The sequence below is a fragment of the Pseudomonas alcaligenes genome, assembly GCF_014490745.1.
Lineage (GTDB): Bacteria > Pseudomonadota > Gammaproteobacteria > Pseudomonadales > Pseudomonadaceae > Aquipseudomonas > Aquipseudomonas alcaligenes_C.
Map to the genome: position 1 here is coordinate 278,344 of NZ_LZEU01000001.1, position 24,803 is coordinate 303,146.

24 protein-coding genes are annotated in these 24,803 nt (G+C 65.8%); 14 read left to right on the forward strand and 10 right to left on the reverse strand.

Going from position 1 to position 24,803, the window contains the following annotated elements; genetic code table 11:
• Positions 1–19: 19 nt before the first annotated feature.
• The 3 genes from A9179_RS01270 to A9179_RS01280 are packed head-to-tail and all read left to right on the forward strand — an operon-like array spanning position 20 to position 2,842.
• The gene (locus A9179_RS01270) at positions 20–2,074 is read left to right on the forward strand and encodes a pyridoxamine 5'-phosphate oxidase family protein (protein ID WP_187804053.1); all 2,055 of its coding nucleotides are present in this window, start codon (positions 20–22) and stop codon (positions 2,072–2,074) included.
• A gap of 15 nt (positions 2,075–2,089) precedes the next feature.
• Positions 2,090–2,329 carry a hypothetical protein gene (locus A9179_RS01275; protein ID WP_187804054.1) on the forward strand — a complete coding sequence of 80 codons (240 nt, stop codon included), beginning with the start codon at positions 2,090–2,092 and terminating at the stop codon, positions 2,327–2,329.
• Between the two features lie 36 nt (positions 2,330–2,365).
• Entirely contained in the window at positions 2,366–2,842 is a 477-nt protein-coding gene (locus A9179_RS01280; protein WP_187804055.1) for a nuclear transport factor 2 family protein, read from the forward strand.
• A gap of 21 nt (positions 2,843–2,863) precedes the next feature.
• Here A9179_RS01280 and tauD read toward each other — a convergent pair whose 3' ends face one another.
• The 5 genes from tauD to tauA (A9179_RS01305) all read right to left on the reverse strand — a co-directional run bounded on the left by tauD (position 2,864) and on the right by tauA (A9179_RS01305) (position 7,432).
• The gene (gene tauD, locus A9179_RS01285; protein WP_187804056.1) at positions 2,864–3,697 is read right to left on the reverse strand and encodes a taurine dioxygenase; all 834 of its coding nucleotides are present in this window, start codon (positions 3,695–3,697) and stop codon (positions 2,864–2,866) included.
• Between the two features lie 61 nt (positions 3,698–3,758).
• Entirely contained in the window at positions 3,759–4,589 is an 831-nt protein-coding gene (gene tauC, locus A9179_RS01290) for a taurine ABC transporter permease TauC (protein ID WP_187804057.1), read from the reverse strand.
• Positions 4,586–5,368: a taurine ABC transporter ATP-binding subunit gene (gene tauB, locus A9179_RS01295; protein ID WP_187804058.1), complete on the reverse strand. Its 783-nt coding sequence runs from the start codon at positions 5,366–5,368 to the stop codon at positions 4,586–4,588. The genes tauC and tauB overlap by 4 nt, the downstream gene beginning before the upstream one ends.
• 54 nt (positions 5,369–5,422) lie before the next feature.
• A complete protein-coding gene (tauA, locus tag A9179_RS01300; protein WP_187804059.1) occupies positions 5,423–6,394 on the reverse strand; it encodes a taurine ABC transporter substrate-binding protein in 972 nt (323 codons plus the stop codon).
• A 57-nt stretch (positions 6,395–6,451) separates the two neighbouring features.
• Positions 6,452–7,432 (reverse strand): taurine ABC transporter substrate-binding protein, encoded by a 981-nt coding sequence (gene tauA / locus A9179_RS01305; protein WP_187804060.1) that lies wholly within the window; start codon positions 7,430–7,432, stop codon positions 6,452–6,454.
• A gap of 303 nt (positions 7,433–7,735) precedes the next feature.
• Between tauA (A9179_RS01305) and A9179_RS01310 the strand changes: the two genes are divergently transcribed.
• Both A9179_RS01310 and A9179_RS01315 read left to right on the forward strand, forming a co-directional pair.
• The gene (locus A9179_RS01310) at positions 7,736–8,317 is read left to right on the forward strand and encodes an RBBP9/YdeN family alpha/beta hydrolase (protein WP_187804061.1); all 582 of its coding nucleotides are present in this window, start codon (positions 7,736–7,738) and stop codon (positions 8,315–8,317) included.
• A 118-nt stretch (positions 8,318–8,435) separates the two neighbouring features.
• Positions 8,436–9,344, forward strand: a complete 909-nt coding sequence (locus tag A9179_RS01315; protein WP_187804062.1) for a sigma 54-interacting transcriptional regulator — start codon at positions 8,436–8,438, stop codon at positions 9,342–9,344.
• A gap of 80 nt (positions 9,345–9,424) precedes the next feature.
• On the opposite strand, the gene A9179_RS01320 is transcribed toward A9179_RS01315, so the two are convergent.
• Positions 9,425–10,057: a glutathione S-transferase family protein gene (locus tag A9179_RS01320; protein ID WP_187804063.1), complete on the reverse strand. Its 633-nt coding sequence runs from the start codon at positions 10,055–10,057 to the stop codon at positions 9,425–9,427.
• Between the two features lie 327 nt (positions 10,058–10,384).
• Here A9179_RS01320 and A9179_RS01325 point away from each other — a divergent pair, with 327 nt between their 5' ends.
• A complete protein-coding gene (locus A9179_RS01325) occupies positions 10,385–11,725 on the forward strand; it encodes an OprD family porin (protein WP_187804064.1) in 1,341 nt (446 codons plus the stop codon).
• A 233-nt stretch (positions 11,726–11,958) separates the two neighbouring features.
• Here the strand turns inward: A9179_RS01325 and A9179_RS01330 are convergent, their stop codons facing one another.
• The 4 genes from A9179_RS01330 to A9179_RS01345 form a co-directional block, all read right to left on the reverse strand.
• A complete protein-coding gene (locus tag A9179_RS01330) occupies positions 11,959–13,641 on the reverse strand; it encodes a GspE/PulE family protein (RefSeq protein ID WP_187804065.1) in 1,683 nt (560 codons plus the stop codon).
• Between the two features lie 174 nt (positions 13,642–13,815).
• The gene (locus tag A9179_RS01335; protein ID WP_187804066.1) at positions 13,816–14,205 is read right to left on the reverse strand and encodes a response regulator; all 390 of its coding nucleotides are present in this window, start codon (positions 14,203–14,205) and stop codon (positions 13,816–13,818) included.
• A gap of 6 nt (positions 14,206–14,211) precedes the next feature.
• Positions 14,212–16,047 carry a sensor histidine kinase gene (locus A9179_RS01340; protein ID WP_187804067.1) on the reverse strand — a complete coding sequence of 612 codons (1,836 nt, stop codon included), beginning with the start codon at positions 16,045–16,047 and terminating at the stop codon, positions 14,212–14,214.
• 265 nt (positions 16,048–16,312) lie between these two features.
• Positions 16,313–17,308 (reverse strand): sulfate ABC transporter substrate-binding protein, encoded by a 996-nt coding sequence (locus A9179_RS01345; protein WP_187804068.1) that lies wholly within the window; start codon positions 17,306–17,308, stop codon positions 16,313–16,315.
• 237 nt (positions 17,309–17,545) lie between these two features.
• On the opposite strand from A9179_RS01345, the gene A9179_RS01350 reads away from it, so the two are divergent.
• From A9179_RS01350 to desA, 8 genes are all read left to right on the forward strand, one after another.
• Positions 17,546–18,184 carry a peroxiredoxin gene (locus A9179_RS01350; protein WP_187804069.1) on the forward strand — a complete coding sequence of 213 codons (639 nt, stop codon included), beginning with the start codon at positions 17,546–17,548 and terminating at the stop codon, positions 18,182–18,184.
• 9 nt (positions 18,185–18,193) lie between these two features.
• Positions 18,194–18,787 carry an NADPH-dependent FMN reductase gene (ssuE, locus tag A9179_RS01355; RefSeq protein ID WP_187804070.1) on the forward strand — a complete coding sequence of 198 codons (594 nt, stop codon included), beginning with the start codon at positions 18,194–18,196 and terminating at the stop codon, positions 18,785–18,787.
• 90 nt (positions 18,788–18,877) lie between these two features.
• Positions 18,878–19,840: a sulfonate ABC transporter substrate-binding protein gene (locus A9179_RS01360; RefSeq protein ID WP_187804071.1), complete on the forward strand. Its 963-nt coding sequence runs from the start codon at positions 18,878–18,880 to the stop codon at positions 19,838–19,840.
• A gap of 137 nt (positions 19,841–19,977) precedes the next feature.
• Positions 19,978–21,126 (forward strand): FMNH2-dependent alkanesulfonate monooxygenase, encoded by a 1,149-nt coding sequence (gene ssuD, locus A9179_RS01365; RefSeq protein WP_187804072.1) that lies wholly within the window; start codon positions 19,978–19,980, stop codon positions 21,124–21,126.
• 155 nt (positions 21,127–21,281) lie between these two features.
• Entirely contained in the window at positions 21,282–22,076 is a 795-nt protein-coding gene (ssuC, locus tag A9179_RS01370) for an aliphatic sulfonate ABC transporter permease SsuC (protein WP_187804073.1), read from the forward strand.
• Positions 22,073–22,873, forward strand: a complete 801-nt coding sequence (gene ssuB, locus A9179_RS01375; RefSeq protein ID WP_187804074.1) for an aliphatic sulfonates ABC transporter ATP-binding protein — start codon at positions 22,073–22,075, stop codon at positions 22,871–22,873. The genes ssuC and ssuB overlap by 4 nt, the downstream gene beginning before the upstream one ends.
• A gap of 173 nt (positions 22,874–23,046) precedes the next feature.
• Positions 23,047–23,262, forward strand: coding sequence for a TOBE domain-containing protein (locus A9179_RS01380; RefSeq protein WP_013793202.1), 216 nt, complete (start codon positions 23,047–23,049; stop codon positions 23,260–23,262).
• Between the two features lie 310 nt (positions 23,263–23,572).
• On the forward strand, positions 23,573–24,757 hold the full coding sequence (gene desA / locus A9179_RS01385; protein WP_187804075.1) for a delta-9 fatty acid desaturase DesA: 1,185 nt from the start codon (positions 23,573–23,575) through the stop codon (positions 24,755–24,757).
• Positions 24,758–24,803: the final 46 nt, after the last annotated feature.

The following is a 24,803-nucleotide window of genomic DNA, read 5'->3' on the forward strand; positions in this document are numbered from 1 at the left end:
CCTCTCGAGGAGCGCCGCTATGGATCATCTGCCCAAGCACCGTACATCGCCCTGGCATGCCGGTGAGCGCCAGCTGCAGGAAGCCGTGCACGCCACCGAGCGCATGGAAGTGCTCGGGCAGAAGGTCATCCGCGACTACATGCCCGACCAGCACCGCGAGTTCTACCACCAGCTGCCGTTCATGGTGGTCGGCGCGGTGGATGCCGACGGCCGTCCCTGGGCGACTCTGCTCGAAGGGCCGGAAGGCTTCGTCACCTCGGCCGATCCGCAGCACCTGTTCCTCGCCAGCCAGGCCGATCCGCAGGATCCGGCGGCCGCCGGCCTGCAGACTGGCAGCGCCATCGGCATGCTCGGCATCGAGCTGCATACACGCCGCCGCAACCGCATCAACGGCGTGATCCAGCAGGCCTCGGCCGCAGGCTTTGCCGTGGAGGTCGAGCACTCCTACGGCAACTGCCCGAAGTACATCCAGGAACGCTCCTACACCCGTGTCACCGTGCCGGCAAACGGCAATCCGCCGCGCCAGGACTTCAGCGGCCTGGACGATTACAGCAGCGCACTGATCCGCGCCGCCGACACCTTCTTCATCGCCAGCTACGTCGAGCATGACGACCACAGCCGCTCGGTGGACGTCTCCCATCGCGGCGGCCGTGCCGGCTTCGTCAGGGTCGAAGGCAACCGCCTGACCATTCCCGACTACGCCGGCAACCTGTTCTTCAACACCCTCGGCAACCTGCAGGCCAACCCGATCGCCGGCCTGCTGTTCGTCGACTTCGCCAGCGGCAACGTGCTGCAACTCAGCGGGCGCACCGAGCTGCTGCTCGACAGCCCGCTGATCAAGGCCTTCGAAGGCGCCGAGCGGCTGTGGACGGTCGAGGTCGAGCACGTAGTAGTGCGCCCGGCCGCCGTGGGCATCCGCTGGCAGTTCCACGACTACGCCCCGACCAGCCTGGCCACCGGCACCTGGGCGGAGACCGAGGAGCGCGTGCGCCAGTACGAGCAGCGCCGGCAATGGCAGCAATGGCGCGTGGCGCGGGTGCAGCAGGAGAGCAGCGACATCCGCTCGCTGTTCCTCGCCCCGCTGGACAACGCCAGCGTGACCTTCGCCGCCGGCCAGCACCTGCCGATGCGCCTGCAGGCCAGCGACGAGGCCCTGGTCAGAACCTACAGCGTCTCCAGCGCGCCATCCGACGGGCATATCCGCATCAGCGTGAAACTGCAGGGCAAGGCCTCGCGCCACCTGCACGAGGACGTCCAGGTTGGCGATCTGCTGGAGGTGCGTGCACCGCTGGGCAGCTTCACCCTGGTCGATGAAACCGAGCGGCCGGTGGTGCTGATCGGCGCCGGTGTCGGCATCACCCCGATGGTGTCCATGGCCCGCGAGCTGGTGGCACAGAACCGCCAGCACCAGCGCGCGCGCCATATCCATCTGTTCCACAGCGCCCGCAGCCTCGCCGACTTGCCTTTCCGCGAAGAGCTGAGCGTGCTGCAACAGCAGGCGGACGGACTCCTGCATATCCACCGCGCCCTGAGCAGCCCCGGCGCCGAGGCGCATCTCGAACGCGACTACCAGCTGGCCGGCCGCCTGAGCTTCGCCCAGGTCAAGGCGCGCCTGCCGCTGGACGACTACGACTTCTACCTGTGCGGCCCCAGCGGTTTCCTGCAGGACATGTACGACGGCCTGCGCGGTATCAACATCCCCGACCAACGCATCCACGCCGAGGCCTTCGGCCCCTCCGCCCTGCGTCGCTCGCAGAGCGAACAGCCGCCGAGCCTGGAGCAGCCGCCGGCGGCCACGCTGCCGGTGCCGGTGTACTTCTCCGCCTCGGCCACCGAGGCGCGCTGGAAGCCCGACAGCGGCAGCCTGCTGGAGCTGGCCGAAAGCCGTGGCCTGAGCCCCGAGTTCAGTTGCCGGGGCGGCTCGTGCGGCACCTGCGCCGCCAGGCTGGTCAGCGGCGCCGTGCACTACCCCAATCCGCCGGCGCAGTTGCCGGACGGCGACAAGGTGCTGATCTGCTGCGCCATACCGGCGCAAACCGAAGACAGCCCGCAACCCCTGGTGCTGGATATCTGACGAGGAGGCCGCGAGATGAACAGAACAGATTTGCGTAGCTGGGAAATGCAGCCGTCCGTGCAGTGGCACGACGCGCCCACAGCTTCGTCACCGAGCCGTGACGTCATGGAGTGGGAGGCGAACCTGCTGCTGCCGCAGATGGCCGCCGCGCTGGAACACCCCTGCGCCGCCGTATCGGCCAACCGCCTGCTCAGCCTGTGGCGCGCGCTGCGCACGGGCATTCGTCAGCCAGTCGCCGGCGCGGCGCGCCACTGAACGCCCCCAATCCCCTTCGCCAACAGGAGCAAATCCATGTCCACGCCCGAAATCCGCCAACCAGTGCCGCCCTTTACCCGCGAGACCGCCATCCAAAAAGTGCGCATGGCCGAGGACGGCTGGAACAGCCGCGATGCGGCCAAGGTGGCGCTGGCCTATACCGCCGACACCAAGTGGCGCAACCGCGCGGAGTTCGCCAGCAGCCGCGCCGAGGCGCAGGCGTTCCTCAGCCGCAAGTGGAACAAGGAGCTGGAGTACCGCCTGATCAAGGAGCTGTGGGCCTTCAGCGAGAACCGCATCGCCGTGCGCTACGCCTATGAATGGCACGACGACTCCGGCAACTGGTTCCGTTCCTACGGCAACGAGAACTGGGAGTTCGCCGACAACGGCCTGATGGCCCACCGCTTCGCCTGCATCAACGACCTGCCCATCAGCGAGGCCGAGCGCAAGTTCCGCTGGCCGCTGGGCCGCCGCCCGGACGACCATCCGGGGCTGTCGGAGCTGGGGCTGTAACGTCCGCCTGAGGATGGCCGGTCAGACCGGCACATCCCCCAGGATGGTGGCTCGGTGCATCACCCGGCGGGCCGGGCGGTAGTCGTCGACCGCGTAGTGCTGGGTGATGCGGTTGTCCCAGAAGGCCACGTCGTTTTCCTGCCAGCGCCAGCGGATGGTGAACTCCGGGCGGGTGCTGTGGGCGAACAGGAAGCGCAGCAGGGCATCGCTTTCCGCCGCCTCCAGCTCGTTGATGCGGTTGGTGAAGCCGTCGTTGACGAACAGCCCCTTGCGCCCGGTGACCGGGTGGGTGCGCACCACCGGGTGGATCACCGGCGGATGGGTGCGTTGCACTTCGTGGTAGTGGGCCAGGGCTTCGGGGGTGTTGCCGAAGCGCTCCAAGGGGAAGGAACGGGTGAAGTCGTGGGTGGCGGTAAGGCCGTCGAGCAGCTGCTGCAGGGGCTTGGACAATGCCTCGTAGGCCGCGCTGCTGCTGGCCCACAGGGTGTCGCCGCCATAGGCCGGCAGCTGCTTGGCGGCCAGCACGGCGCCGAGCGCCGGGGTCGGCAGGAAGGTCACGTCGGTATGCCAGATGGCGTTGTCGCGCACGTCGGTGACGGCGGTATCGAGCACCAGCACTTCCGGCTGCTCGGGGATGTTCGGATAGAGCGGGTGGATATGCAGATCGCCGAACTGCGCGGCGAAGCGCGCCTGCTGTTGCGGCTCGATCGGCTGGGCGCGGAAGAACAGTACCTGGTGGGCCAGCAGGGCCTGTTCGATGGCCTGCTGGTTGGCGTCGGTGAGCGGCTGGCGCAGGTCGATGCCGCCGACTATGGCACCCAGGGAGGGGCTCAGGGGAGTGATGTTCAGGGTCATGACTAAATCTCACGGCTAGGTGCGGGAGCCGGCAGGCCGGCCACCACGAAACGAGGGCGGGTCAGTGTGTCTGCCCGTGCCAGGGCACCAGCTTGCGTTGCAGGGCGCGCAGGCCGAGTTCCAGGGCGAAGGCGATCAGGGCGATGACCAGGATGCCGAAGATCACCACGTCGGTGACCAGGAACTGGGCGGCCGACTGCACCATGAAACCGAGGCCGCGCTGTGCGGCGATCAGCTCGGCGGCGACCAGGGTCGACCAGCCCACGCCGAGGCCGATGCGCACGCCGGTGAGGATCTCCGGCAGCGCGCCGGGCAGGATCACGTGGCGGATCAGCTGCGCCGAGGTGGCGCCGAGCGACTGCGCGGCGCGCAGCTTGGCCGGGTCGACATTGCGCACGCCGGTGGCGGTGGCGATGACGATGGGGGCGAAGATCGCCAGATAGATCAGCAGCACCTTGGACAGTTCGCCGATGCCGCACCAGATGACGATCAGTGGCAGGTAGGCCAGTGGCGGAATCGGCCGGTAGAACTCGATCAGCGGGTCGAAGATGCCGCGCACGATGCGGTTGCGGCCGATGGCGATGCCCAGTGGAATCGCTGTCAGCACGGCGGCCAGCAGGCCCAGGCCGATGCGCCCGAGGCTGGCACCGAGGTGCTGCCACAGGCTGGCGTCCATGTAGCCTTCGCCAACCAGGCGCCAGCCGCGAGACAGCACGGCCTGCGGGCTGGGCAGGAACAGCGGCTCGATCAGGCCGACGGCGGTCACCGCCCACCAGGCGAACAGCAGGCCGAACAGGCTCAGGCTGCTGATCGCCAGCAGGCTCAGGGGCCGCGCGGGGCGGGGGGCGGGCACCAGCAGTTTGCCCGGCAGGGGCAGTTCGAGGCTGCTCATTGGCTTCTCCTCTGACGTTGGGCGAAGACCTGGGCCAGCACGTGCTCGCGGGTCTCGATGAAACGGGGATCGGATTTGATCGCGCGGGCACTTTCACCGGCGGCGTAGCGGCGGCCGAAGTCCAGGCTCAGGCGTTCGCCGATGCGCCCCGGATTGGGTTCCAGCAGCACCAGGTCGGTGGCCAGGAACACCGCTTCCTCGATGTCGTGGGTGATCAGGAACACCGGCTTGGCGGCGCGCCGCCAGACCTGCAGGAGCAGTTCCTGCATCTGTTCGCGGGTGAAGGCATCGAGGGCGCCGAAGGGTTCGTCCATCAGCAGCACGCGCGGGTCGGCGGCCAGCGCGCGGGCCAGGCCGACACGTTGTTTCTGCCCGCCGGAGAGTTCCCAGACGCGCCGCTGTTCGAACCCGGCCAGGTCGACCAGGGCCAGCAGCTCGCGGGCTCGCGCCTCGCGCTGGGCACGTGGTACGCCGGCCAGGCGCTGGCCGAAGGCGACGTTGTCGAGCACGTTCTGCCAGGGCAGCAGGGCGTCGTCCTGGAACACCACGCCGCGTTCGGCACCGGGGCCGCGCACCGGCTGGCCGTCGAGGCTGATATGCCCGGCGCTGGGGCTGACGAAGCCGGCGATCAGGTTGAGCAGGCTGGTCTTGCCGCTGCCGGAGGGGCCGAGGGCGACCAGCAGCTGGTCGGGCCCGAGGCTCAGGGAAATGTCGGTCAGTACCGGCTCGGCCGTGCCGGGGTACTGTGCGCTGATGCGCTCCAGTTGCAATAAGGCCATGTTCGCGTGCTCGTTAGGGAGAAAGCCCCCGCCGCGGCGGGGGCGGGGTGCCGGTCAGTCGATGTACTTGGCGCTGACGTAGGGCGAGTAGTCGGCCAGTACCTTGTCGGCCTTGCCCTGCTCCTTGAGGAACAGCGCGGTGGCGGCGATGTCCTGCGCGGTCTTGCCGCCGAGCAGCTGGGCCTGGGCCGCGGCGTCGGGGAAGGCCGAGCCGGCCAGCAGTTCCGGTACGTCGGCCGGGTTGGAGCCGGTGAGCTTGGCGATCTTCTGTACCGGCGCCGAGTCGGCAGTCCACTGCTGCTTGTGCGCGGCGTAGTCGGCGAAGGCGTCGAGGCTGACCTTGGCGAAGCGGGCCAGCACTTCCGGATGCTGCTCGGCGAAGTCCTTGCGTGCCACCCAGACTTCGAAGGTCGGGGCGCCCCAGCTGCCGACTTCGGCGGCGTCGGTCAGCACCTTGCCGTTCTTCTTGATCTCGCCGAGTGCCGGCGACCAGACGAAGGCGCCGTCGATGTCGCCGCGCTTCCAGGCGGCGTTGATCTCGGCCGGGTTGAGGTTGACGATGTGCACCTTGGCCGGGTCGATGTTCCAGTGCTTGAGCGCGCCCAGCAGGCTGTAGTGCGAGGTGGACACGAACGGCGTGGCGATGGTCTTGCCGACCAGGTCGGCCGGGCTGCTGATCTGGCTGCCGTTGCGCACCACCAGGGCCTCGGCGGCATTGATCTGCGCGGCGACGATGAAGGTGACGATCGGCAGGCCGCGGGTGGCAGCGGCGGCCAGCGGGCTGGAGCCGAGGTTGCCGATCTGCACGTCGCCGGAGGCGATCGCGGTGACCACCTCGGCGCCACTGTTGAAGCGGCGCCAGTCGAGGCTCTGGCCGATGGCCTTTTCATAGCTGCCGTCGGCTTGCGCCACTTTGGTCGGGTCGATGCCGGTCTGGTAGCCGATGGTGATGTCGGCGGCCTGGGCGGCGAGGCTGCTGGCGCCCAGGGCGAGGGCGGCGAACAGCTGGCGAAGATGGAAAGTCATGACAAGCGGGCTCCTGCCGGATGGGCGTAGCGGGCAGCCGGGCTGCCCGCGCAATGGTCAGTGGGTGACGTACTGGTTGCTGACGTAGGGGCTGTAGTCCGACAGCACGGCCTCGACCTTGCCCTGTTCCTTGAGGAAGGTGGCGGTGTCGGTGATGGCGCGGGTGGTCGGCGCGCCGAGGGCGGTGGCCTGGTCGGCGGCCAGCGGGAACACGTTGCCCTGCAGCAGCGCGGGAATGTCCGCGGCCTTGGCACCGGACAGCTTCACCACCTTGGCGATGTTGTTCTGGTCGGCCAGCCAGGCCTGCGGGTTCTGCCGGTAGTCGGCGTAGGCGTCGAGGGTGACTTTGGCGAAGGCGCGCACCACCTCCGGGTGTTTCTGCGCGAAGTCCTTGCGCACGATCCAGGCGTCGAAGGTCGGCGCGCCGAGCTTGCTCAGCTCGCCGGAGGTGATCAGCACCTTGCCGTTGGCCTTGGCCACGCCGAGGGCCGGATCCCACACGTAGGTGGCGTCGATGTCGCCACGCTGCCAGGCAGCGATAATGGCCGGTGGCGCCAGGTTGAGGATCTGTACCTTGGCCGGGTCGATGTTCCAGTGCTTGAGCGCAGCCAGCAGGCTGTAGTGGCCGGTGGAGACAAAGGGCACGGCGATCTTCTTGCCGATCAGATCCTGCGGGCTCTTGATGCCGGAGCCGTCGCGGGCAACCAGGGCTTCGGCGGCGCCGATCTGGGTGGCGATCAGGAAGGTTTCCACCGGCAACTGGCGGGTGGCCGCGGCAGCCAGCGGGCTGGAGCCGACATAGCCGATCTGCACGTCGCCGGAGGCCACGGCGGTGATCACTTCGGCGCCGCTGTCGAATTTGCGCCAGTCGATCTCGGCCTTGCTGGCCTTTTCATAGTCGCCATCGGCCTGGGCCACCTTGGCCGGGTCGACGGTGGTCTGGTAGGCCACAGTGAAGTCGGCGGCCTGGGCGGCGAAACCCAGGCTGCTCAGGGTCAGTACCGCCAGCAGGCGGCGGCTGAAGGGAATGCGGGTCATGGCAGTGCTCCTCGGCAGCGGGCAGGGCCGCTTCTAAGGAGGCCGCGCCACAGGACAGATTCGTGGTTCTGGGAAATGTCCGGTGGTCCGGTGAAGACAAGCTAAACGATCTAAAAAAATTCAAATAAATACTTTTTAGTAATTAGCTTATGAGCCATGACGCTGAGGGAAAGGACGGCTGACGGCGGTTCGGCTGTGGATCTCATATAGAGCGTAAAAGAATAAATAAATAAATTCTTATTCCTTAACATATGTTTTTCCGCCACCTAGACTGGCCGCCATGCAACGCACAAGGAGGCCCGCATGAGCAGCCAAGCCCTCAGTTATCTGATTCTTCCCGGTTGGCAGGGATCGCCGGACGAGCACTGGCAAAGCCACTGGCAACGCAACCTGCCGAACGCCAGCCGGGTCGAGCAGCACGACTGGCAACAGCCGGATCCGCAACTGTGGGTCGCCGCGCTGGAGCAGGCGGTGCAGGCCGCGGCCAATCCGGTGGTGCTGATCGCCCACAGCCTGGGCTGCGTCACCGTGGCACGCTGGGCGGCCCAGGCGCCGCTGGCCTCGCTGCGCAAGGTGCGCGGTGCATTGCTGGTAGCACCGGCGGATGTCGAACGCCCCGGTTGCCCGCTCGAACTGCAGGGCTTCGCGCCGATTTCCCGCGAGCTGCTGCCGTTCCCCAGCGTGCTGGTGGGTTCCGACAACGACCACGCCGCCAGCGCCGTGCGCGCCCTGGAGCTGGCCCGCGACTGGGGTGCCCAGCCGGCGATCCTGCCGGGTGCCGGGCATATCAACGTGAAGTCCGGCCACCAGCGCTGGGAGCAGGGCTTCGTCTATCTCTATCGCCTGCAGCAGCAGGTGGAACAGTTGCAGCGGCGCCGCGCATGACGCGCAGCCTTCGCCAGTGCCGTCGTTGTTGCGCGCCGTGGCGAATGGCGCGCCGTTACCGCGCATTGCCGAGTCGTTAGCGCCGGGCCCCGCAGGGTGGCTCGGTCAGGAGTAAAGAATGAGCCATCCCCCCCATCCCGGTCAGCCGCTGCTGACCTTCCCCGATGCCGACAAGAGCCCGCTGAGCATCCGTGCCAAGGCGCTGGTGTTCGTCGATCCGCGTTCGCGCCTGCTGCGCCAGCAGGTGCAGGATCTGGCCAGCGGCAGCCAGGCGCTGCTGATCCTCGGCGAGACTGGTACCGGCAAGGAGCTGCTGGCCCGCCACGTGCACCGCGAGAGCGAGCGTGGCGGCCTGTTCGTCGCGGTCAACTGCGGCGCGATCAGCCCCAACTGGGGCGAGGCCGAGCTGTTCGGCCATGCCGCCGGCGCCTATGCCGGCGCTGCCAGCAGCCGTGCCGGCTGGTTCGGTTCGGCCAATGGCGGCACCCTCTACCTGGACGAGATCGGCGACCTGCCGCTGAGCCTGCAGGGCAAGCTGCTGGCCGCCCTGGAGAACCGCGAGGTGCTGCGCCTCGGTGCGCAGCAGGCAACCCCGGTGGATGTGCGCCTGGTGGCCGCCACCAGCATCGACCTGGCCCAGGCCGTGGCCGCCGGCAAGTTCAACGAGCGCCTCTACCTCTATCTCAACGAGGGCCGCCTGGAGTTGCCGGCGCTGCGCGAACGGCCGGGCGACATCCTGCCGCTGGCTGAATACTTCCTCGGCCTCTATGCCCAGCGCCTGGGCCTGGCCATCCCGCAGATCGGCGCGGCCGCCCAGCAGGTGCTGGAGCTGTATGCCTGGCCGGGCAACACCCGCGAGCTGGAGAACGTCATCCACTTCGCCCTGCTGGTCAGCAGTGCCACGGAAATTCTGCCGGAACACCTCAATCTGCCCAGCGCCAGTGTGCAGCTGGCCCTGATCGAGCGTCAGCTGGCGCTGTTCAGCCCGCAGCAGCGCGAGCAGTTGCGCCAGCTGCTGGCCTCCTGACGCTCTGCCACTGGGCGGGTGAAATCCGCGTCGCCACCAATGCGGTTTCACTCGCCCTACGGCTGGCCATGCGAGGAACTTCAGTCGCCCAGCTCGGCCTGCCACCGCGCATCCAGCTCCGCCGCCCGGGCCACCGAGGGTCGCGCCGCCAGGCGTTCGACATAAGCCTTGATCACCGGCAGCTCGGGCACCAGGCCGAAGCCGACCGTCCAGCGCAGGGCAATGCCCCAGAGCAGGTCGGCGCTGCTCAGGCGCTCGCCGAGCAGGTAGGGGCCCTTCTCCAGCTGCCCGGTGAGGGTGGCCAGCATGCTGTCGTAATCGCCATAGGGGCACTGCATCTGTGGTGCGGGCGCCACCTGGCGGGCGCGGTCGCTCAGGGCCGGCTCGAAGCAGGAGCCGTAGAAGGCCAGCCAACGCAGCCAGGCGCCGCGTTGCGGATCGCCGATGGCGGGCGTCAGGCCGGCTTCCGGGTAGAGATCGCTGAGGTAGATGAACAGCGCTACCTGCTCGGTGACCAGACAATTGCCGTGCAGCAGCGCCGGCACCTTGCCCATCGGATTGAGCTCCAGGTAGGCCGCCTGCCGCTGCTGGCCCTGCTTGAGGCTGAGCAGCCGCGTGCGGTAGTCGGCGTGCAGCTCCTCGAGCAGGATCACGACGCCGGTGGAGCGGCTGTTGGGGGCGTGGAACAGGGTGACGCGACGATCCTGATTCATGGCAGGCCCTCCTGGCGCGACATGGCTGAGCGCACAACCCTAGTCCAGAGCGGCGCCGCGCGCCTTGTGCGGGAGGCCTCGGCGCCCAGTGGGCGACGAATGGGGGCGGTGGGCAGGAGATTGTTTCATATTCGTTTAAGTTTTATGTATGTAAAAAACAATTCCTTTTAGGTATTAGAGAAATCCCCTAGATTGCCCACCAAGCCGACAGCGGACCACCGCACCGAGCCCGATCACGGGGCTCCCCTCTCTCAGCAGCACGGTACCTAGAACACCGGCTCGAGCCCCAGCCTACAAGACACAAGAACAGCATCTGGAGCATCGAGCATGAACAAGTCCACCCTGGCCCTGGCCGTGACCCTCGGCGTACTCGCCCAACAGGCCGGCGCCGCTGGTTTCATCGAAGACAGCAAGGCCACCCTCGGCCTGCGCAACTTCTATATCAACCAGGACACCCGCAACACTGACGCCAACACCCAGGAAGAATGGGGCCAGGGCTTCCAGTTCAACTACATCTCCGGGTTCACCGAAGGCACCGTCGGCGTCGGCGTGGATGCCATCGGCCTGCTCGGGGTCAAGCTCGACTCCGGCAAGGGGCGCCACTACAACCCGGACTCCAGCAAGTACGGCGGCACCGTGTTCCCCACCGACAGCGATGGCCGCGCGGTGGATGACTTCAGCAGCCTGGGCCTGACCGGCAAAGTGCGCCTGTCGAAGACCGAAGGCCGCATCGGCACCCTGCAACCGAAGCTGCCGGTGGTCACCTTCAACGACGGCCGCCTGCTGCCGCAGACCTTCGAAGGCGGCCAGATCACTTCCAACGAAATCGACAACCTGACCCTGATCGGCGGTCAGCTGGAACATGCCAAGGGTCGTAGCTCGAGCAGCAGCGAAGGCCTGTCGATCGGTGGCGCCAACAACGCCAAGACCGGCCAGTTCAGCAACAAGTTCTACTACGGTGGTGCCGACTACAAGATCACCAAGGATCTGCTGGCGCAGTACTACTACGGTGAGCTGAACGAGTTCTACCGCCAGCACTTCCTCGGCCTGACCCACAACCTGGCCATCGGCCCGGGCGCGCTGAAGTCCGACCTGCGCTACTTCAAGAGCGACGCCGACGGCAAGAACGACAGCGCCGCCGGCGTGGCCGAAGGTTATGCCAGCACCGGTTACTACGGCCTGAACAGCAAGGGCAAGGGCATCACCAAGGGTGAGGTGGACAACGACACCTGGAGCGCCCTGTTCACCTACACCCTCGGCGGCCACGCGTTCAGCGCCGGTTACCAGCAGGTCGAAGGCGACAGCAACTTCCCCTACCTGAACCAGGGTGATGGTGCCACCGCCTACCTGATCACCGACCGCCAGATCGGCAAGTTCCTCAGCGCCGGCGAGCGCACCTGGCTGGCCGAGTACGGCTACGACTTCGCCAAGCTCGGCGTACCGGGCCTGAAGACCACCCTGACCTACCTGTCCGGCGACAACATCGACAGCGCCGACGGCGACAAGAAGGAATGGGAACGCGACCTGCGCGTCGACTACACCCTGCAGGACGGCGCCCTCAAGGGCCTCGGTTTCTCCTGGCGCAACGCCAGCCTGCGCGGCAACACCAGCACCGCCGACGGCGACGAGAACCGTCTGATCGTCAGCTACACCCTGCCGATTCTCTGAGGCAGATCCCGGGCAGGCCAGGTGCCTGCCCGGCAGTCACGACTTCTATAGGTGGAAGCTATTTGCCGGGCCCTGGGCCCGGCATTTTTTTGCCGCTGGGAACCCGTACGACTGGCGGTGGCGCTACCGGCAAAGAACGCTCGCGAGTGGGGCCCAGCGCCTCCATAGCCCGCCATTCAGAGCCTGCAACCGGTCTATCGACCCAGGCCGCTGTGCAGGTAGAGCTGCTCTGCTCAGGCCGGGATTTCCTTGTCCAGTTCGTCGATGGTTGTCATGCCCCGCAGGACTTTCTTGAGTCCGTCATAGCGCAACGAGCGCAGTCCCAGGCGTGAGGCTGTTGCGGAAATTTCCGAGGGCCGGGCGCCGGAAATCACCAGATCCTGAAGTTCGGGCAGGAGCTCTACCACCTCATGGATCGCGATCCGGCCCTTGTACCCGGTATGTTGGCACTTCTCGCATCCGGTGCCCCGGTAGAAGCTGACCTCGGGGTTGCCCTTGAACTCGAAGTATCGAGAAAGCTCTTCCTGTGAGGGCGTGTAGGGCGTCCGGCATGCGGGGCAGATGCGGCGGACAATCCTTTGCGCGACGACGCCCAGCAGCGCGGTAGCCAGCCATTCGTCCTGTGCGCCGAGCTGGCGCAGGCGGATGATCGACTGCATCGTGTTGTTGCCATGAATCGATGCCAGCACCAGATGGCCAGTCAGTGCCGCTTCGAAGCCGATCGTCAGCGTCTCGTGGTCACGAATCTCGCCGATCAGGATGACGTCCGGATCCTGCCGCACGAAGGCCCGCAACACTTCGACGAAACCGAGGCCAACCCCCCGATTGACCGCCACCTGGGTCGCGCCGGGCAAGACGTACTCGACCGGCTCCTCGACGGTGAGGATGTTCTGCTGTGTGGCATCCAGGCTGTTGAGGGCCGAAAACAGGGTGGTGGTCTTGCCGGCACCGGTCGGTCCGACGACCAGGATCAGGCCGGCGCGCCGAGCCAGCATGGTCTCCAGGGTGCGCAGGTTGTCCGCGCCGAAATCGAGGTCGCGCAGCTTCGGAATATCGCGTCCGGACGAGGTCGCAATGATGCGCAGCACCAGGTTCTCACCGAACAGGCTGGGCACGGATGACACCCTGAACTCCACCCGCCGGGTCGGCAGATCGATACTGAGGCGCCCATCCTGCGGCAGCCGCCGCTCGGCAATGTCCATCTTGGCCAGCACCTTGATGCGTGCCGCCACGCGCTGCTGAACCGTGTGCGCCAGCACGAAACGCGTCGCCATTATCCCGTCGACGCGAAAGCGCACGGCGGCATCGGTTTCCCGGGGCGAGATATGGATATCGCTGGCGCGCTCCCTGATCGCCAGGGTTATCAGGGCCTCGGTGAGACGGATGATTTCTGCCGACTTGGCGGCGGCATTGATGTCCTCCTCGGCCTTGCGCAATTTGTCCGTCTGCAGTGCCGACGACTCGAGGTCAGCAATATCCGTCGCGCTGGGGTAGTTGAGTTGCACCGCTTCAGCGATCACTTCCGGCAGTGCCACGACGAGGCTGATCGGGGTCTTGATGATCGCCTCGACCCGCGCCACCAGCGCCCTGTCGTCGGGGTTGGCAATGACCACGGTGACCTTGTCGCCGAGCTGGTAGACCGGCATGACGCACTGGCTTTCCGCGATGTCGCGCGGCAGGCGCGACAGCGCGGAGGGATCCACCAGCGTCGCGCCCAGGTCGATCCAGGTATGGCCGAAGCCTTCCGCCCAGGCCATCAGGCATTCCTGTTGCGGCAGCCGATTGACGGCCAGCATATGCCGCACCAGCGGCAGGGCATCTTCTTCGCCACCCATCAGGCGCCGTACTTCGTCCCGCTCGACCAGGCCGAGTTCCAGCATGCGCACGACGAAGCCGGGGTTAGCAATCGCGCTCATTTTTTCCTTGCTCCGGTGTCGTCTCTGGCGTGGCAGGAGCCGTGCCCCCGCGGCGCCTCCGGGACGCAGCCAGTTTGCGGATCTGCTCCTGGCTCAGGATGTTTCGGTTGGAAGCCGGCGTTGCCAGGGCCTCGTCCCGCCGAATGTCTTCAAGCATCTGTCCGAGGTCGTATTTCACGGCGCCAGCCCATCCGCTCGGGAGTCCCAGACCTGCTCGATCTCGCGGCGCAGATCTGCCAGCGGCAAGTCCTTGCGCAGCTGATAATCCGCCCCGGCATTGAGGCAGTCCTCGACCACTTCGGCCCCAGCCAGGGAGGACAGCATGATGATCGTCACCTCTTCGGAGCGCGTTCGCAGGGCCTGCAGGGCCGCGCGCCCGTCGAGAACCGGCATGTTGATGTCGAGCAGAACGAGATCCGGGTGGTGCTGCTCGAACAGCTCGATGGCCTCCTGGCCGTTACGCGCCTCGGCGACGACATCACAGCCCATGCCGATGAGCATGGTCTTCACGAACAGGCGGATATGATCCTCGTCGTCCGCTATGAGTGTCCTGACGTTCTTCATGGTGAATCAGGCCTCCACGGCAGTGCTACGGAAATTCGGCAGAAGTACAACGAAACGGGCCCCGCCTTCCGGCGGGCTCTCGACGTCGATGTGCCCGCCATGGGCCTCGACGATGCTCTTGACGATCGAAAGGCCCAGGCCTGTGCTTTTTTCTCCGGCTGTCGGCTTGGCACTCAGCTTCTGGAAGCTTTTGAACAAGTGCTCGCGATCCGCTTCGCTGATGCCCGGCCCCTGATCCTCGACCGCAAACTCCACGCCATCGTTTCTGTCCGCGACACGCACGGTGACGACCGTGCCGGGCGGAGAGAACTTGATGGCATTGCTGATGAGGTTGTCGATGACCTGGCCGAAGCGACTCTTGTCCACGGGTAGCGCCGCGATGTCGCTGGCGATGAACTCGATACGGATCTGCTTCTGCTCGGCCTGGGGCAGCAGGTGGGCGAGGCGCTCGCGGACGAGAGCGGGCAGATCGACCGGCGCCAGCGAGAGGGCAATTTTCCCGGCCTCGATATTGGACACATCCAGCAGGTCGTTGACGAGGTTGAGCAGCTCGTCGCTGGTGCGGTGAATGACATTGACGAACTGATGCTTCTGCTCCTCCGGCAGCTGCATTTCGAGCATCAGCTGGCTTAGCCCGCGCAAGGAGCTGAGGGGATTGCGCAGATCGTGGGCGGCAATGCCGAGGTAGCGGTTCTTCTCTTCATTGGCATGCGCCAGAAGCGCATTGACTGCCCGCAGGCGCCGTCCGGCAGCGGCCCGCCGCATCTGCGCGGCAAAGAGGAAATACAGGGCGATGCCGACGGGAATACCCATGAGCCCCACGAGCGCGCCGATGAGGAGGTAGGCACGGTCGATTTCGCTCTTCTTGCGGAGACTGCTGAAGACCCCGAGCTGGTAGCCCTGATTGCCCAGCTTGGCCATGCTGAGCAGGATGGGTTTGCCGTTGAGCACCCAGTGCAGGTCATGCAGCCGACCTTCGTAGCGCGCCAGGTTGATCGTCTGCAGGTGATCCTGGTGGTAATAGCTTTTCAGCAGGTCGTCATCGGGGCGCCTGGGCGACAGAGGCCCGACATGCTGGAGAACCAGGTCGGGGTCTCCCGACGCCACGATCATGCCGTAGCTATCGATAATGATGAACTGGTAGCCCTCGCGCGACAGGTGCTCGACAAAACGCTCCACGGGCAGCCGGGCCACGACCACCCCGATTGCTGCGCCTGCGCCGTTGTCGATCCGCGAGCTGAAATTCAGGCCCAGTTTTCGGGCCGTGCGCCCGACGGAGAACATCGAGCCTTTGGCGTTCTGCATCGCCTCCAGGAAATAGGGGCGATCGCCGGAGTACAGCCCCAGCATGGAAACCTGTTTTGCCGCATCGCTGCTGGCGATGATGTTGCCGAAGCGATCCTCGACGAAAATCAGGTCATAGCGCAGGTCGTCGACGATCTCCAGCAGACCCGCACTGGTCGAGCGCACCTGGGCGTCATCCTTGAGCAGCGCAAGACGCTGCGGCAGGGCCAGGTCAGCAAAGTCGTGGCCGAGAGCGCTGTACTTTTCGGCAATGGCGAGCACGTCGGCGCGCACGGTGAGCAATGCGGTGATCTTGCTCATCTCGAGGAAGTTCTGGCTGGCGATGCGCAATGCCGAGTCGCGGTACTGGTTCGTTTGCACGGCAAGCTCGGCGACATCAGCCTCCAGCTGGCGCCGGCCATGTAGCCAGGCGAGCACGGCCACGACGGCCAGCCACAGCAGCGCGGACGAGATGACTAGGGTGCGCAGGCGAGCCAGGCCGCGCATGAGCTGCGCATCGCCGGAAAACTCGTCATGGTCGAGCGATTTCTGGAGCATCCAAAGAGCCGCCGAATCCAGGCTTACGGGGGTGCTACGGCTGCACCTGTCCGGCCCGGGCGGAAACCTTCGCCAAACAACTGTTCACTGCGGCGGGGGAGCGTTTCTCTGGGGCCTTCATCAATCTAGTAGACGCTGGACAAAACACCGCACTCGGCCGCGCGGCCCTGCCCGTCATATCGCTGAGGCCGGCTATCCCGCCCGGCCTCTGCAGGCCCATAGCAAGAAGCCCGGCATTGGCCGGGCTTCTTGGGTTTCGGGGGCCTTACTGCGCGGTATAGATCTGGTCGAACACCCCACCATCCTTGAAGTGGGTACTCTGGATCTGCGGCCAGTCGCCGAAGGTCTTCACCACGTTGAAGAAGGTGACCTTGGGGAAGCGGTCGGCGAACTCGGCGAGGATCGCCGGGTTGCGCGGGCGCAGGTAGTTGTTGGCAGCGATGCGCTGGCCTTCGTCCGACCACAGGTACTTCAGGTAGGCTTCGGCCTCCTTGCGGGTGCCCTTCTTGTCGACCACCTTGTCGACCACCGCAACCGGTGGCTCGGCCTCGGCGGAGACGCTCGGATAGACCACTTCGAAGCTGCCGCGGCCGAATTCGCGGGCGATCATCTCGGCCTCGTTCTCGAAGGTCACCAGCACGTCGCCGATCTGGTTCTGGATAAAGGTGGTAGTGGCGGCGCGGCCACCGGTGTCGAGCACCGGTGCCTGCTTGAACAGCTTGCCGACGAAGTCCTTGGCGGCCTTCTCGTCGCCACCCTTCTCCAGCACGTAGCCCCAGGCCGACAGGTAGGTGTAGCGGCCGTTACCCGAGGTCTTCGGGTTGGGCACGACCACCTGCACGCCGCTCTTGAGCAGATCCGGCCAGTCCTTCAGGCCCTTGGGGTTGCCCTTGCGCACGATGAACACGGTGGCCGAGGTGAACGGCGCACTGTTATCTGGCAGGCGGGCGGCCCAGTCTTTCGGCACCAGGCCGCCGTTGTCGGCGAGGGCGTTGATGTCGGTGGCCATGTTCATGGTGATCACGTCGGCGGGCAGGCCGTCGATCACCGCGCGTGCCTGCTTGCTCGAGCCGCCGTGGGACATCTGGATCTGCAGTGGCGCGCCGCCTTCGGCCTGCCAGTGTTTCTGGAAGGCGGCGTTGTAGTCCTTGTAGAAGTCGCGCATCACGTCGTAGGAGACATTCAGCAGGCTTGCCGCCTGGGCGTTGGAGGCCAGCAGCAGGCCGGCGGCCAGCAGGGAGGAGGGCAGTAGGCGTTTCATCGGGCGTCCTTGGGATGGTTGATCGGAGCGACTATAGAAGGCCGTTTTTATTCTTTGAAGGAATTATTAGTTCAGTACTTATTCCATCGGTCAGGTTTTTCTGCGGGTACCGATTCCGGCGGCGGACGCCTCGCATAGATCGTAAAGTTATAAATAAATTGTTATTTATTCTTTTTATTTTGCATCGCTTCTAAGCATAGTGGGCCCCACGCAACGAACCGCTAAAGGAGCAGCAGCATGAGCATTCGCCTGGGCGACATCGCCCCCGACTTCGAGCAGGACTCCAGTGAGGGCCGCATCCGCTTCCACGAGTGGCTGGGCAACAGCTGGGGCGTGCTGTTCTCCCACCCGGCCGACTTCACCCCGGTATGCACCACCGAGCTGGGCTTCACCGCCAAGCTCAAGGATGACTTCGCCAAGCGCGGGGTCAAGGCCATCGCCCTGTCGGTCGACCCGGTCGACTCGCACCTGCGCTGGATCGACGATATCAACGAAACCCAGAGCACCCGGGTCAACTTCCCGATCATCGCCGACGCCGATCGCAAGGTCTCCGACCTCTACGACCTGATCCACCCCAACGCCAACGACACCCTGACCGTGCGCTCGCTGTTCATCATCGACCCGAACAAGAAGGTGCGCCTGATCATCACCTACCCGGCCAGCACCGGGCGCAACTTCAACGAGATCCTGCGGGTGATCGACTCCCTGCAGCTGACCGACAGCCACAAGGTCGCCACCCCGGCCAACTGGGTGGATGGCGATGAAGTGGTGATCGTGCCGTCGCTGAAGGACGAGGACGAGATCAGGCAGCGCTTCCCGCTGGGCTACCGTGCGGTCAAACCCTACCTGCGCCTGACCCCGCAGCCGAACAAGTAAGGGCCGGTCATGCATGTAGTCCTGCTGTCCGGCAGCCCCTCGGAGCGTTCGCGCACCGAAGTGCTGCTGGAACATGTCAGCCAGCGCCTGCGCGAGCACCAGGTCGAAGTGACCCTGCTGCGGGTGCGCGACTTCCCGGCTGACGACCTGCTGTTTGCCCGTTTCGAAAGTGCGGCGGTGCAGCAGTTGCAAGCGGTGGTGGCCAGTGCCGACGGCCTGGTGGTGGCGACGCCGGTGTACAAGGCGTCGATCACCGGCGCGTTGAAGGTGCTGCTCGACCTGCTGCCGGAGCGTGCCCTGGCGCACAAGGTGATCCTGCCGCTGGCCAGTGGTGGCAGCCCGGCACACCTGCTGGCCGTGGACTACGCGCTGAAGCCGGTACTGGCGGCACTCAAGGCCCAGGAAATGCTGGCCGGGGTGTTCGCCGTGGATAAACAAATCGCTTATGCGCAAGGCGACCAGCCAGCGCAACTGGACAGCGAGCTGGTCGAGCGCCTGGACGAGTCGGTGGAGCACCTGCTCGCCGCCCTGGCCCGTCGCCCGCAACCGCTCGACCCGCAGTTGCTGAACGACCGGCTGGTGAATGCCCGCTGGAGTATTTGAACCAACGCGGTACCCGTAATACCCCGCCTTACTCGCCCGCCAACGGGCAAGCAGGTAGCCAACCAAGAAACCACAGCAAAGGAGAGCGCCATGCGCACCATTACTTTGCGTCGGAGCCTGGTCGCCCTGTTTGCCGCGGCCATCTCGTTCGGCGCCATCACTCAAGCTCAAGCCGAGACCCTGCGTATCGGTTACCAGAAATACGGCACCCTGGTGCTGCTCAAGGCCAAGGGCACGCTGGAGAAGCGTCTGGCCGAGCAGGGCGTGGATGTGAAATGGACTGAGTTCCCGGGCGGCCCGCAGCTGCTCGAAGGCCTCAACGTCGGCTCGGTGGACTTTGGCGTGACGGGCGAAACCCCGCCGGTATTCGCCCAGGCCGCCGGTGCCGACCTGCTCTATGTGGCCCATGAGCCGCCAGCCCCCACCGGCGAGGCGATCCTGGTGCCGAAGACTTCGTCGATCAAATCGGTGGCTGAGCTCAAGGGCAAGAAAGTCGCCCTGAACAAGGGCTCCAACGTGCACTACCTGCTGGTGCGCGCCCTGGAAGATGCCGGCCTGAAATACAGCGACATCCAGCCCGTGTACCTGCCGCCTGCCGATGCCCGCGCCGCTTTCGAGCGTGGCAGCGTCGATGCCTGGGTGATCTGGGATCCCTTCCAGTCCGCCGCCGAACACCAGCTGCAGGCGCGCAGCCTGCGTGATGGCTCGGGCCTGGTCGACAACCACCAGTTCTACCTGGCCACCCGCACCTACGCCGGCAAGAACCCGCAGGTGATCAACGTGCTGATCGAGGAAATCCGCGGGGTTGGTGAATGGGTGAAAGGCAACGTCGACGAAGCCACCGCCCAGGTCGCGCCGCTGATCGGCCTGTCGCCGGAAATCACCCGCCAGGCCGTCGAGCGCCAGGGCTACGGCGCGCAGCTGATCACCCCGGACGTGGTCGCTGCCCAGCAGAAGATCGCCGACACCTTCACCGACCTCAAGCTGATCCCCAAGAAGCTCAGCATCAAGGACGTGATCTGGACGCCGCCAGCCAAGCTGGCCCAGCAGTAAAGCCTGCCCCTTCTCCCACCGGGAGAAGGTGGCGCGTAGCGCCGGATGAGGGGGCTGGCAATTGTGCTGCGCTCTCTACCCTCACCCCCGCCCCTCTCCCATAGGGAGAGGGGAGTAAAAAGAAAGGAGACCACTCCATGAGTCTGAACATTTTCTGGTTCCTGCCCACCCACGGCGACGGCAAGTACCTCGGCACCAGCGAAGGCGCCCGCGCCGTCGACCACGGCTACCTGCAGCAGATCGCCCAGGCCGCCGACCGCCTCGGTTTTGGCGGTGTGCTGATTCCCACCGGGCGCTCCTGCGAGGACTCCTGGCTGGTGGCCGCTTCGCTGATCCCGGTGACGCAACGCCTGAAATTCCTGGTCGCCCTGCGCCCCGGGATCATTTCCCCGACGGTCGCCGCGCGCCAGGCCGCGACCCTGGATCGCCTGTCCAACGGCCGCGCGCTGTTCAACCTGGTAACCGGTGGTGATCCTGACGAACTGGCCGGCGATGGCCTCAACCTCTCCCACGCCGAACGCTACGAAGCCTCGGTGGAGTTCACCCGCATCTGGCGCCGCGTGCTCGAAGGCGAAGTGGTCGACTACGACGGCAAGCATATCCAGGTGAAGGGTGCCAAATTGCTCTACCCACCGATCCAGCAGCCGCGTCCGCCGCTGTATTTCGGTGGCTCCTCGGATGCCGCGCAAGACCTCGCTGCCGAGCAGGTCGAGCTGTACCTGACCTGGGGCGAGCCGCCCGCTGCAGTGGCCGAGAAGATCGCCCAGGTGCGCGCGAAAGCCGCTGCCCAGGGCCGCGCAGTGCGCTTCGGCATCCGCCTGCACGTGATAGTGCGCGAGACCAACGCAGAGGCCTGGGCCGCCGCCGACAAGCTGATTTCCCATGTCGACGACGACACCATCGCCCGCGCCCAGGCTTCCCTGGCGCGCTTCGACTCGGTCGGCCAGCAGCGCATGGCCGCCTTGCACGGCGGCAGCAAGGACAACCTGGAAGTCAGCCCCAACCTCTGGGCCGGGGTCGGCCTGGTGCGTGGCGGCGCGGGTACCGCGCTGGTCGGCGATGGCCCGACCGTGGCCGCGCGGGTCAAGGAATACGCCGACCTCGGCATCGACACCTTCATCTTCTCCGGCTACCCGCACCTGGAAGAGTCGTACCGGGTCGCCGAGCTGCTGTTCCCGCACCTGGACGTCAACCGTCCGCAGGTGCCGGAAGGCCGCGGCTATGTCAGTCCGTTCGGCGAGATGGTGGCCAACGACATTCTGCCTAGGGCCGCTTCGGCGAGTTGACCCATAGACCCTCACCCCAGCCCTCTCCCAAGGGGAGAGGGAGTGATCCGCGCGGCGCCCAGATTCCCCTCTCCCCCTGGGAGAGGGGCCAGGGGTGAGGGAAGTTGACCAGGCGAGAGCCTGACGTATCACGAATATAAAAAGGAGCGTTGAGCATGTCGACGCAAAAGCTACACAAAATCGGCCTGCGCCTGGCGCCCTGGGCCCTGCCGCTGACCCTGCTGGCGATCTGGCAGATCGCCGTGGTCGCCGGTTTGCTGTCCACCCGCATCCTACCGGCACCCAGTGCGGTGATCGAGGCCGGCTGGGCGCTGCTGCAAAGCGGCGAAATCTGGCACCACCTGGCCATCAGCGGCTGGCGCGCCAGCATCGGCTTCGCCATCGGCGGCGGCATCGGCCTGGCCCTGGGCTTCATCACCGGCCTGTCGAAATGGGGCGAGCGCCTGCTCGACAGCTCGGTGCAGATGATCCGCAACGTGCCGCACCTGGCGCTGATCCCGCTGGTGATCCTGTGGTTCGGCATCGACGAGAGCGCGAAGATCTTCCTGGTCGCCCTCGGCACTCTGTTCCCGATCTACCTCAACACCTACCACGGCATCCGCAACGTCGACCCGGCGCTGGTGGAGATGGCGCGCAGCTACGGCCTGAAAGGGTTCGCCCTGTTCTGGCAGGTGATCCTGCCCGGCGCGCTGCCGTCGATCCTGGTTGGCGTGCGTTTCGCCCTCGGCTTCATGTGGCTCACCCTGATCGTCGCCGAGACGATTTCCGCCAGCAGCGGCATCGGCTACCTGGCGATGAACGCCCGCGAGTTCCTGCAGACCGACGTGGTGGTGCTGGCAATCCTGCTCTACGCGGTACTCGGCAAGCTGGCGGATGTCGCCGCCCGCGGCCTGGAGCGCGTGTGGCTGCGCTGGCACCCGGCCTACCAGGCCAAGGCAGGTGCGCAATGACTGCCCTGCACAGCATTCGCCAGGGTATTCCCCTGGCCATCGAAGGTATCCGCAAAGCGTTCGGTGAGCGTCAGGTGCTGAACGATATCGACCTGCATATCCCGGCCGGCCAGTTCGTCGCCGTGGTCGGCCGCAGCGGTTGCGGCAAGAGCACCCTGCTGCGCCTGCTGGCCGGGCTGGATGCGCCGAGTAGCGGCCAACTGCTGGCCGGCAAGGGGCCGTTGTCTGCCGCCCGCGAAGACACCCGGCTGATGTTCCAGGACTCGCGCCTGCTGCCGTGGAAGCGGGTGATCGACAACGTCGGCCTCGGCCTGTCCGGCAACTGGAAACCCAAAGCGCGCGAAGCACTGGCTGCGGTCGGCCTGGCCGACCGCGCCAATGAATGGCCGGCGGCCCTGTCCGGTGGGCAGAAGCAGCGCGTGGCCCTGGCCCGTGCCTTGATCCACCAGCCGCGCCTGCTGCTGCTCGACGAGCCGCTCGGCGCCCTGGATGCGCTGACCCGTATCGAGATGCAGCAGCTGATCGAGCGCTTGTGGCAGCAGCATGGTTTTACCGTGCTGCTGGTCACCCACGATGTCAGCGAGGCCGTGGCCATCGCCGACCGGGTGATCCTGATCGAAGACGGCGAGGTCGGCCTCGATCTGCCGGTCGAGCTGCCGCGTCCGCGTCAGCGCGGCTCGGCGCGCCTGGCCGCACTGGAAGCCGAAGTACTCAACCGCGTGCTGGCGCTGCCCGAACTGCCGCCCCAGCCGGAACCCGTTTCACCCCTGCCCACGCAGTTGCGCTGGGCCCTTTGAACCTGTTTGAAGCTGCTGCGCGTCGGCGATACCGCGTTAGAAATGGCCTCGGGCTTGCTCATTTACCGCCCGTAAACTCCGCGCCCTCGGCCATTTCTGCCTTGTCTCGCTCTAGCTCGCTAGCTTCAAACCGGTTCACCAAAACCTGTAAACCCAAGCCAAGGAGCACCACCATGACCATCAAAGCCATCAACGTCCGCAACCAGTTCAAAGGCACCATCAAGGAAATCGTCGAAGGCGACGTGCTGTCGGAAATCGACGTGCAGACCGCTGCCGGCATCGTCACCTCGGTGATCACCACCCGTTCCGTGCGCGAGCTGGAGCTGGGCGTGGGCAGCGAAGTGATTGCCTTCGTCAAATCCACCGAGGTGTCGATCGCCAAGCTCTGAGCCATGCCATGCCGCAGCTGTTCAGCCGGGGGCTGGATCGGGCGCAGCGCTGCGCCAGGTCAGACCCGGGCTGCAGTGCTGCTGGCGTGAGCCGGTGGTTGTAACTCGCAGATACACGCCAGGGCGGCGTTGGCGGTGATTTCCCGCTGGCCGGCTATGGCGGAGGACGGGGCGAGCCCGCATTATAGGCGTGCAGTACAAGTGTAAGCTCAAACCAACACTTTGCTGGTTTTATCCAGGCGCATAAGGATAATGCCCACAGGCTCGTGGTTCGGGCCGACGTCTACATCCCTGCGAGGCAACACCTTCCATGTGGTACAACGGCTTTCTCGATCTGTCGGTCTGGCAACTCATCGCCGTGACCCTGGTGATGACCCACATCACCATCGTCAGCGTCACCGTCTATCTGCACCGCTACTCGGCGCATCGCGCGCTGGAGCTGCACCCCGCGCTCAAGCACTTCTTCCGTTTCTGGCTGTGGATCAGCACTGGCCAGAACACCCGCGAGTGGACAGCCATCCACCGCAAGCACCACGCCAAATGTGAAACCGAGGATGACCCGCACAGCCCGGTGATCAAGGGCCTGAGTACCGTGCTGCGCAAAGGCGCCGAGCTGTACCAGGAAGAGGCGAAGAACCAGGACACCCTGCGCATCTACGGCAAGAACTGCCCGGAAGACTGGATCGAACGCAACGTCTACAGCCGCTTCCCTACCGGTGGCATCGTGCTGATGGCGATCATCGACCTGGCCCTGTTCGGCGCCGCCGGCATCACCATCTGGGCGATCCAGATGATGTGGATCCCGGTATGGGCCGCCGGCGTGATCAACGGCCTCGGCCATGCCGTCGGCTACCGCAACTTCGAGTGCCGCGACGCCGCCACCAACCTGGTGCCCTGGGGCATCCTGATCGGCGGTGAAGAGCTGCACAACAACCACCACACCTACCCCAACAGCGCCAAGCTGTCGGTGAAGAAGTGGGAATTCGACATGGGCTGGGCCTGGATCCAGCTGTTCAGCTTCCTGCGCCTGGCCAAGGTGCAGCGCGTGGCGCCCATCGCCCACCGCGTGGAAGGCAAGCACAGCCTGGACATGGATACCGCCATGGCCATCCTCAACAACCGCTTCCAGATCATGGCGCAGTACCGCAAGCTGGTCATCGCGCCGCTGGTCAAGCAGGAACTGGCCAAGGCCGACGAATCGGTGCGCCACCTGTTCCGCCGCGCCAAGCGTCTGCTGTCGCGCGAGACCAGCCTGCTCGACGAGAGCCACCAGGCGCGCATCGCCGCCATGCTCGAGCAGAGCCAGGCACTCAAGGTGATCTACGAGAAGCGCATCGCCCTGCAGCAGATCTGGGTCAAGACCAGCAGCAACGGCCACGACATGCTCGAAGCGATCAAGCAGTGGGTGCACGAGGCCGAGGCCAGCGGCATCCAGTCGCTGCGCGAGTTCGCTGACCAGCTCAAGAGCTACTCGCTGCGCCCGGCCAACGCCTGAGCGCCAGCGTTGTGAACAAGCCCGCCACCTGGCGGGCTTTTTCATG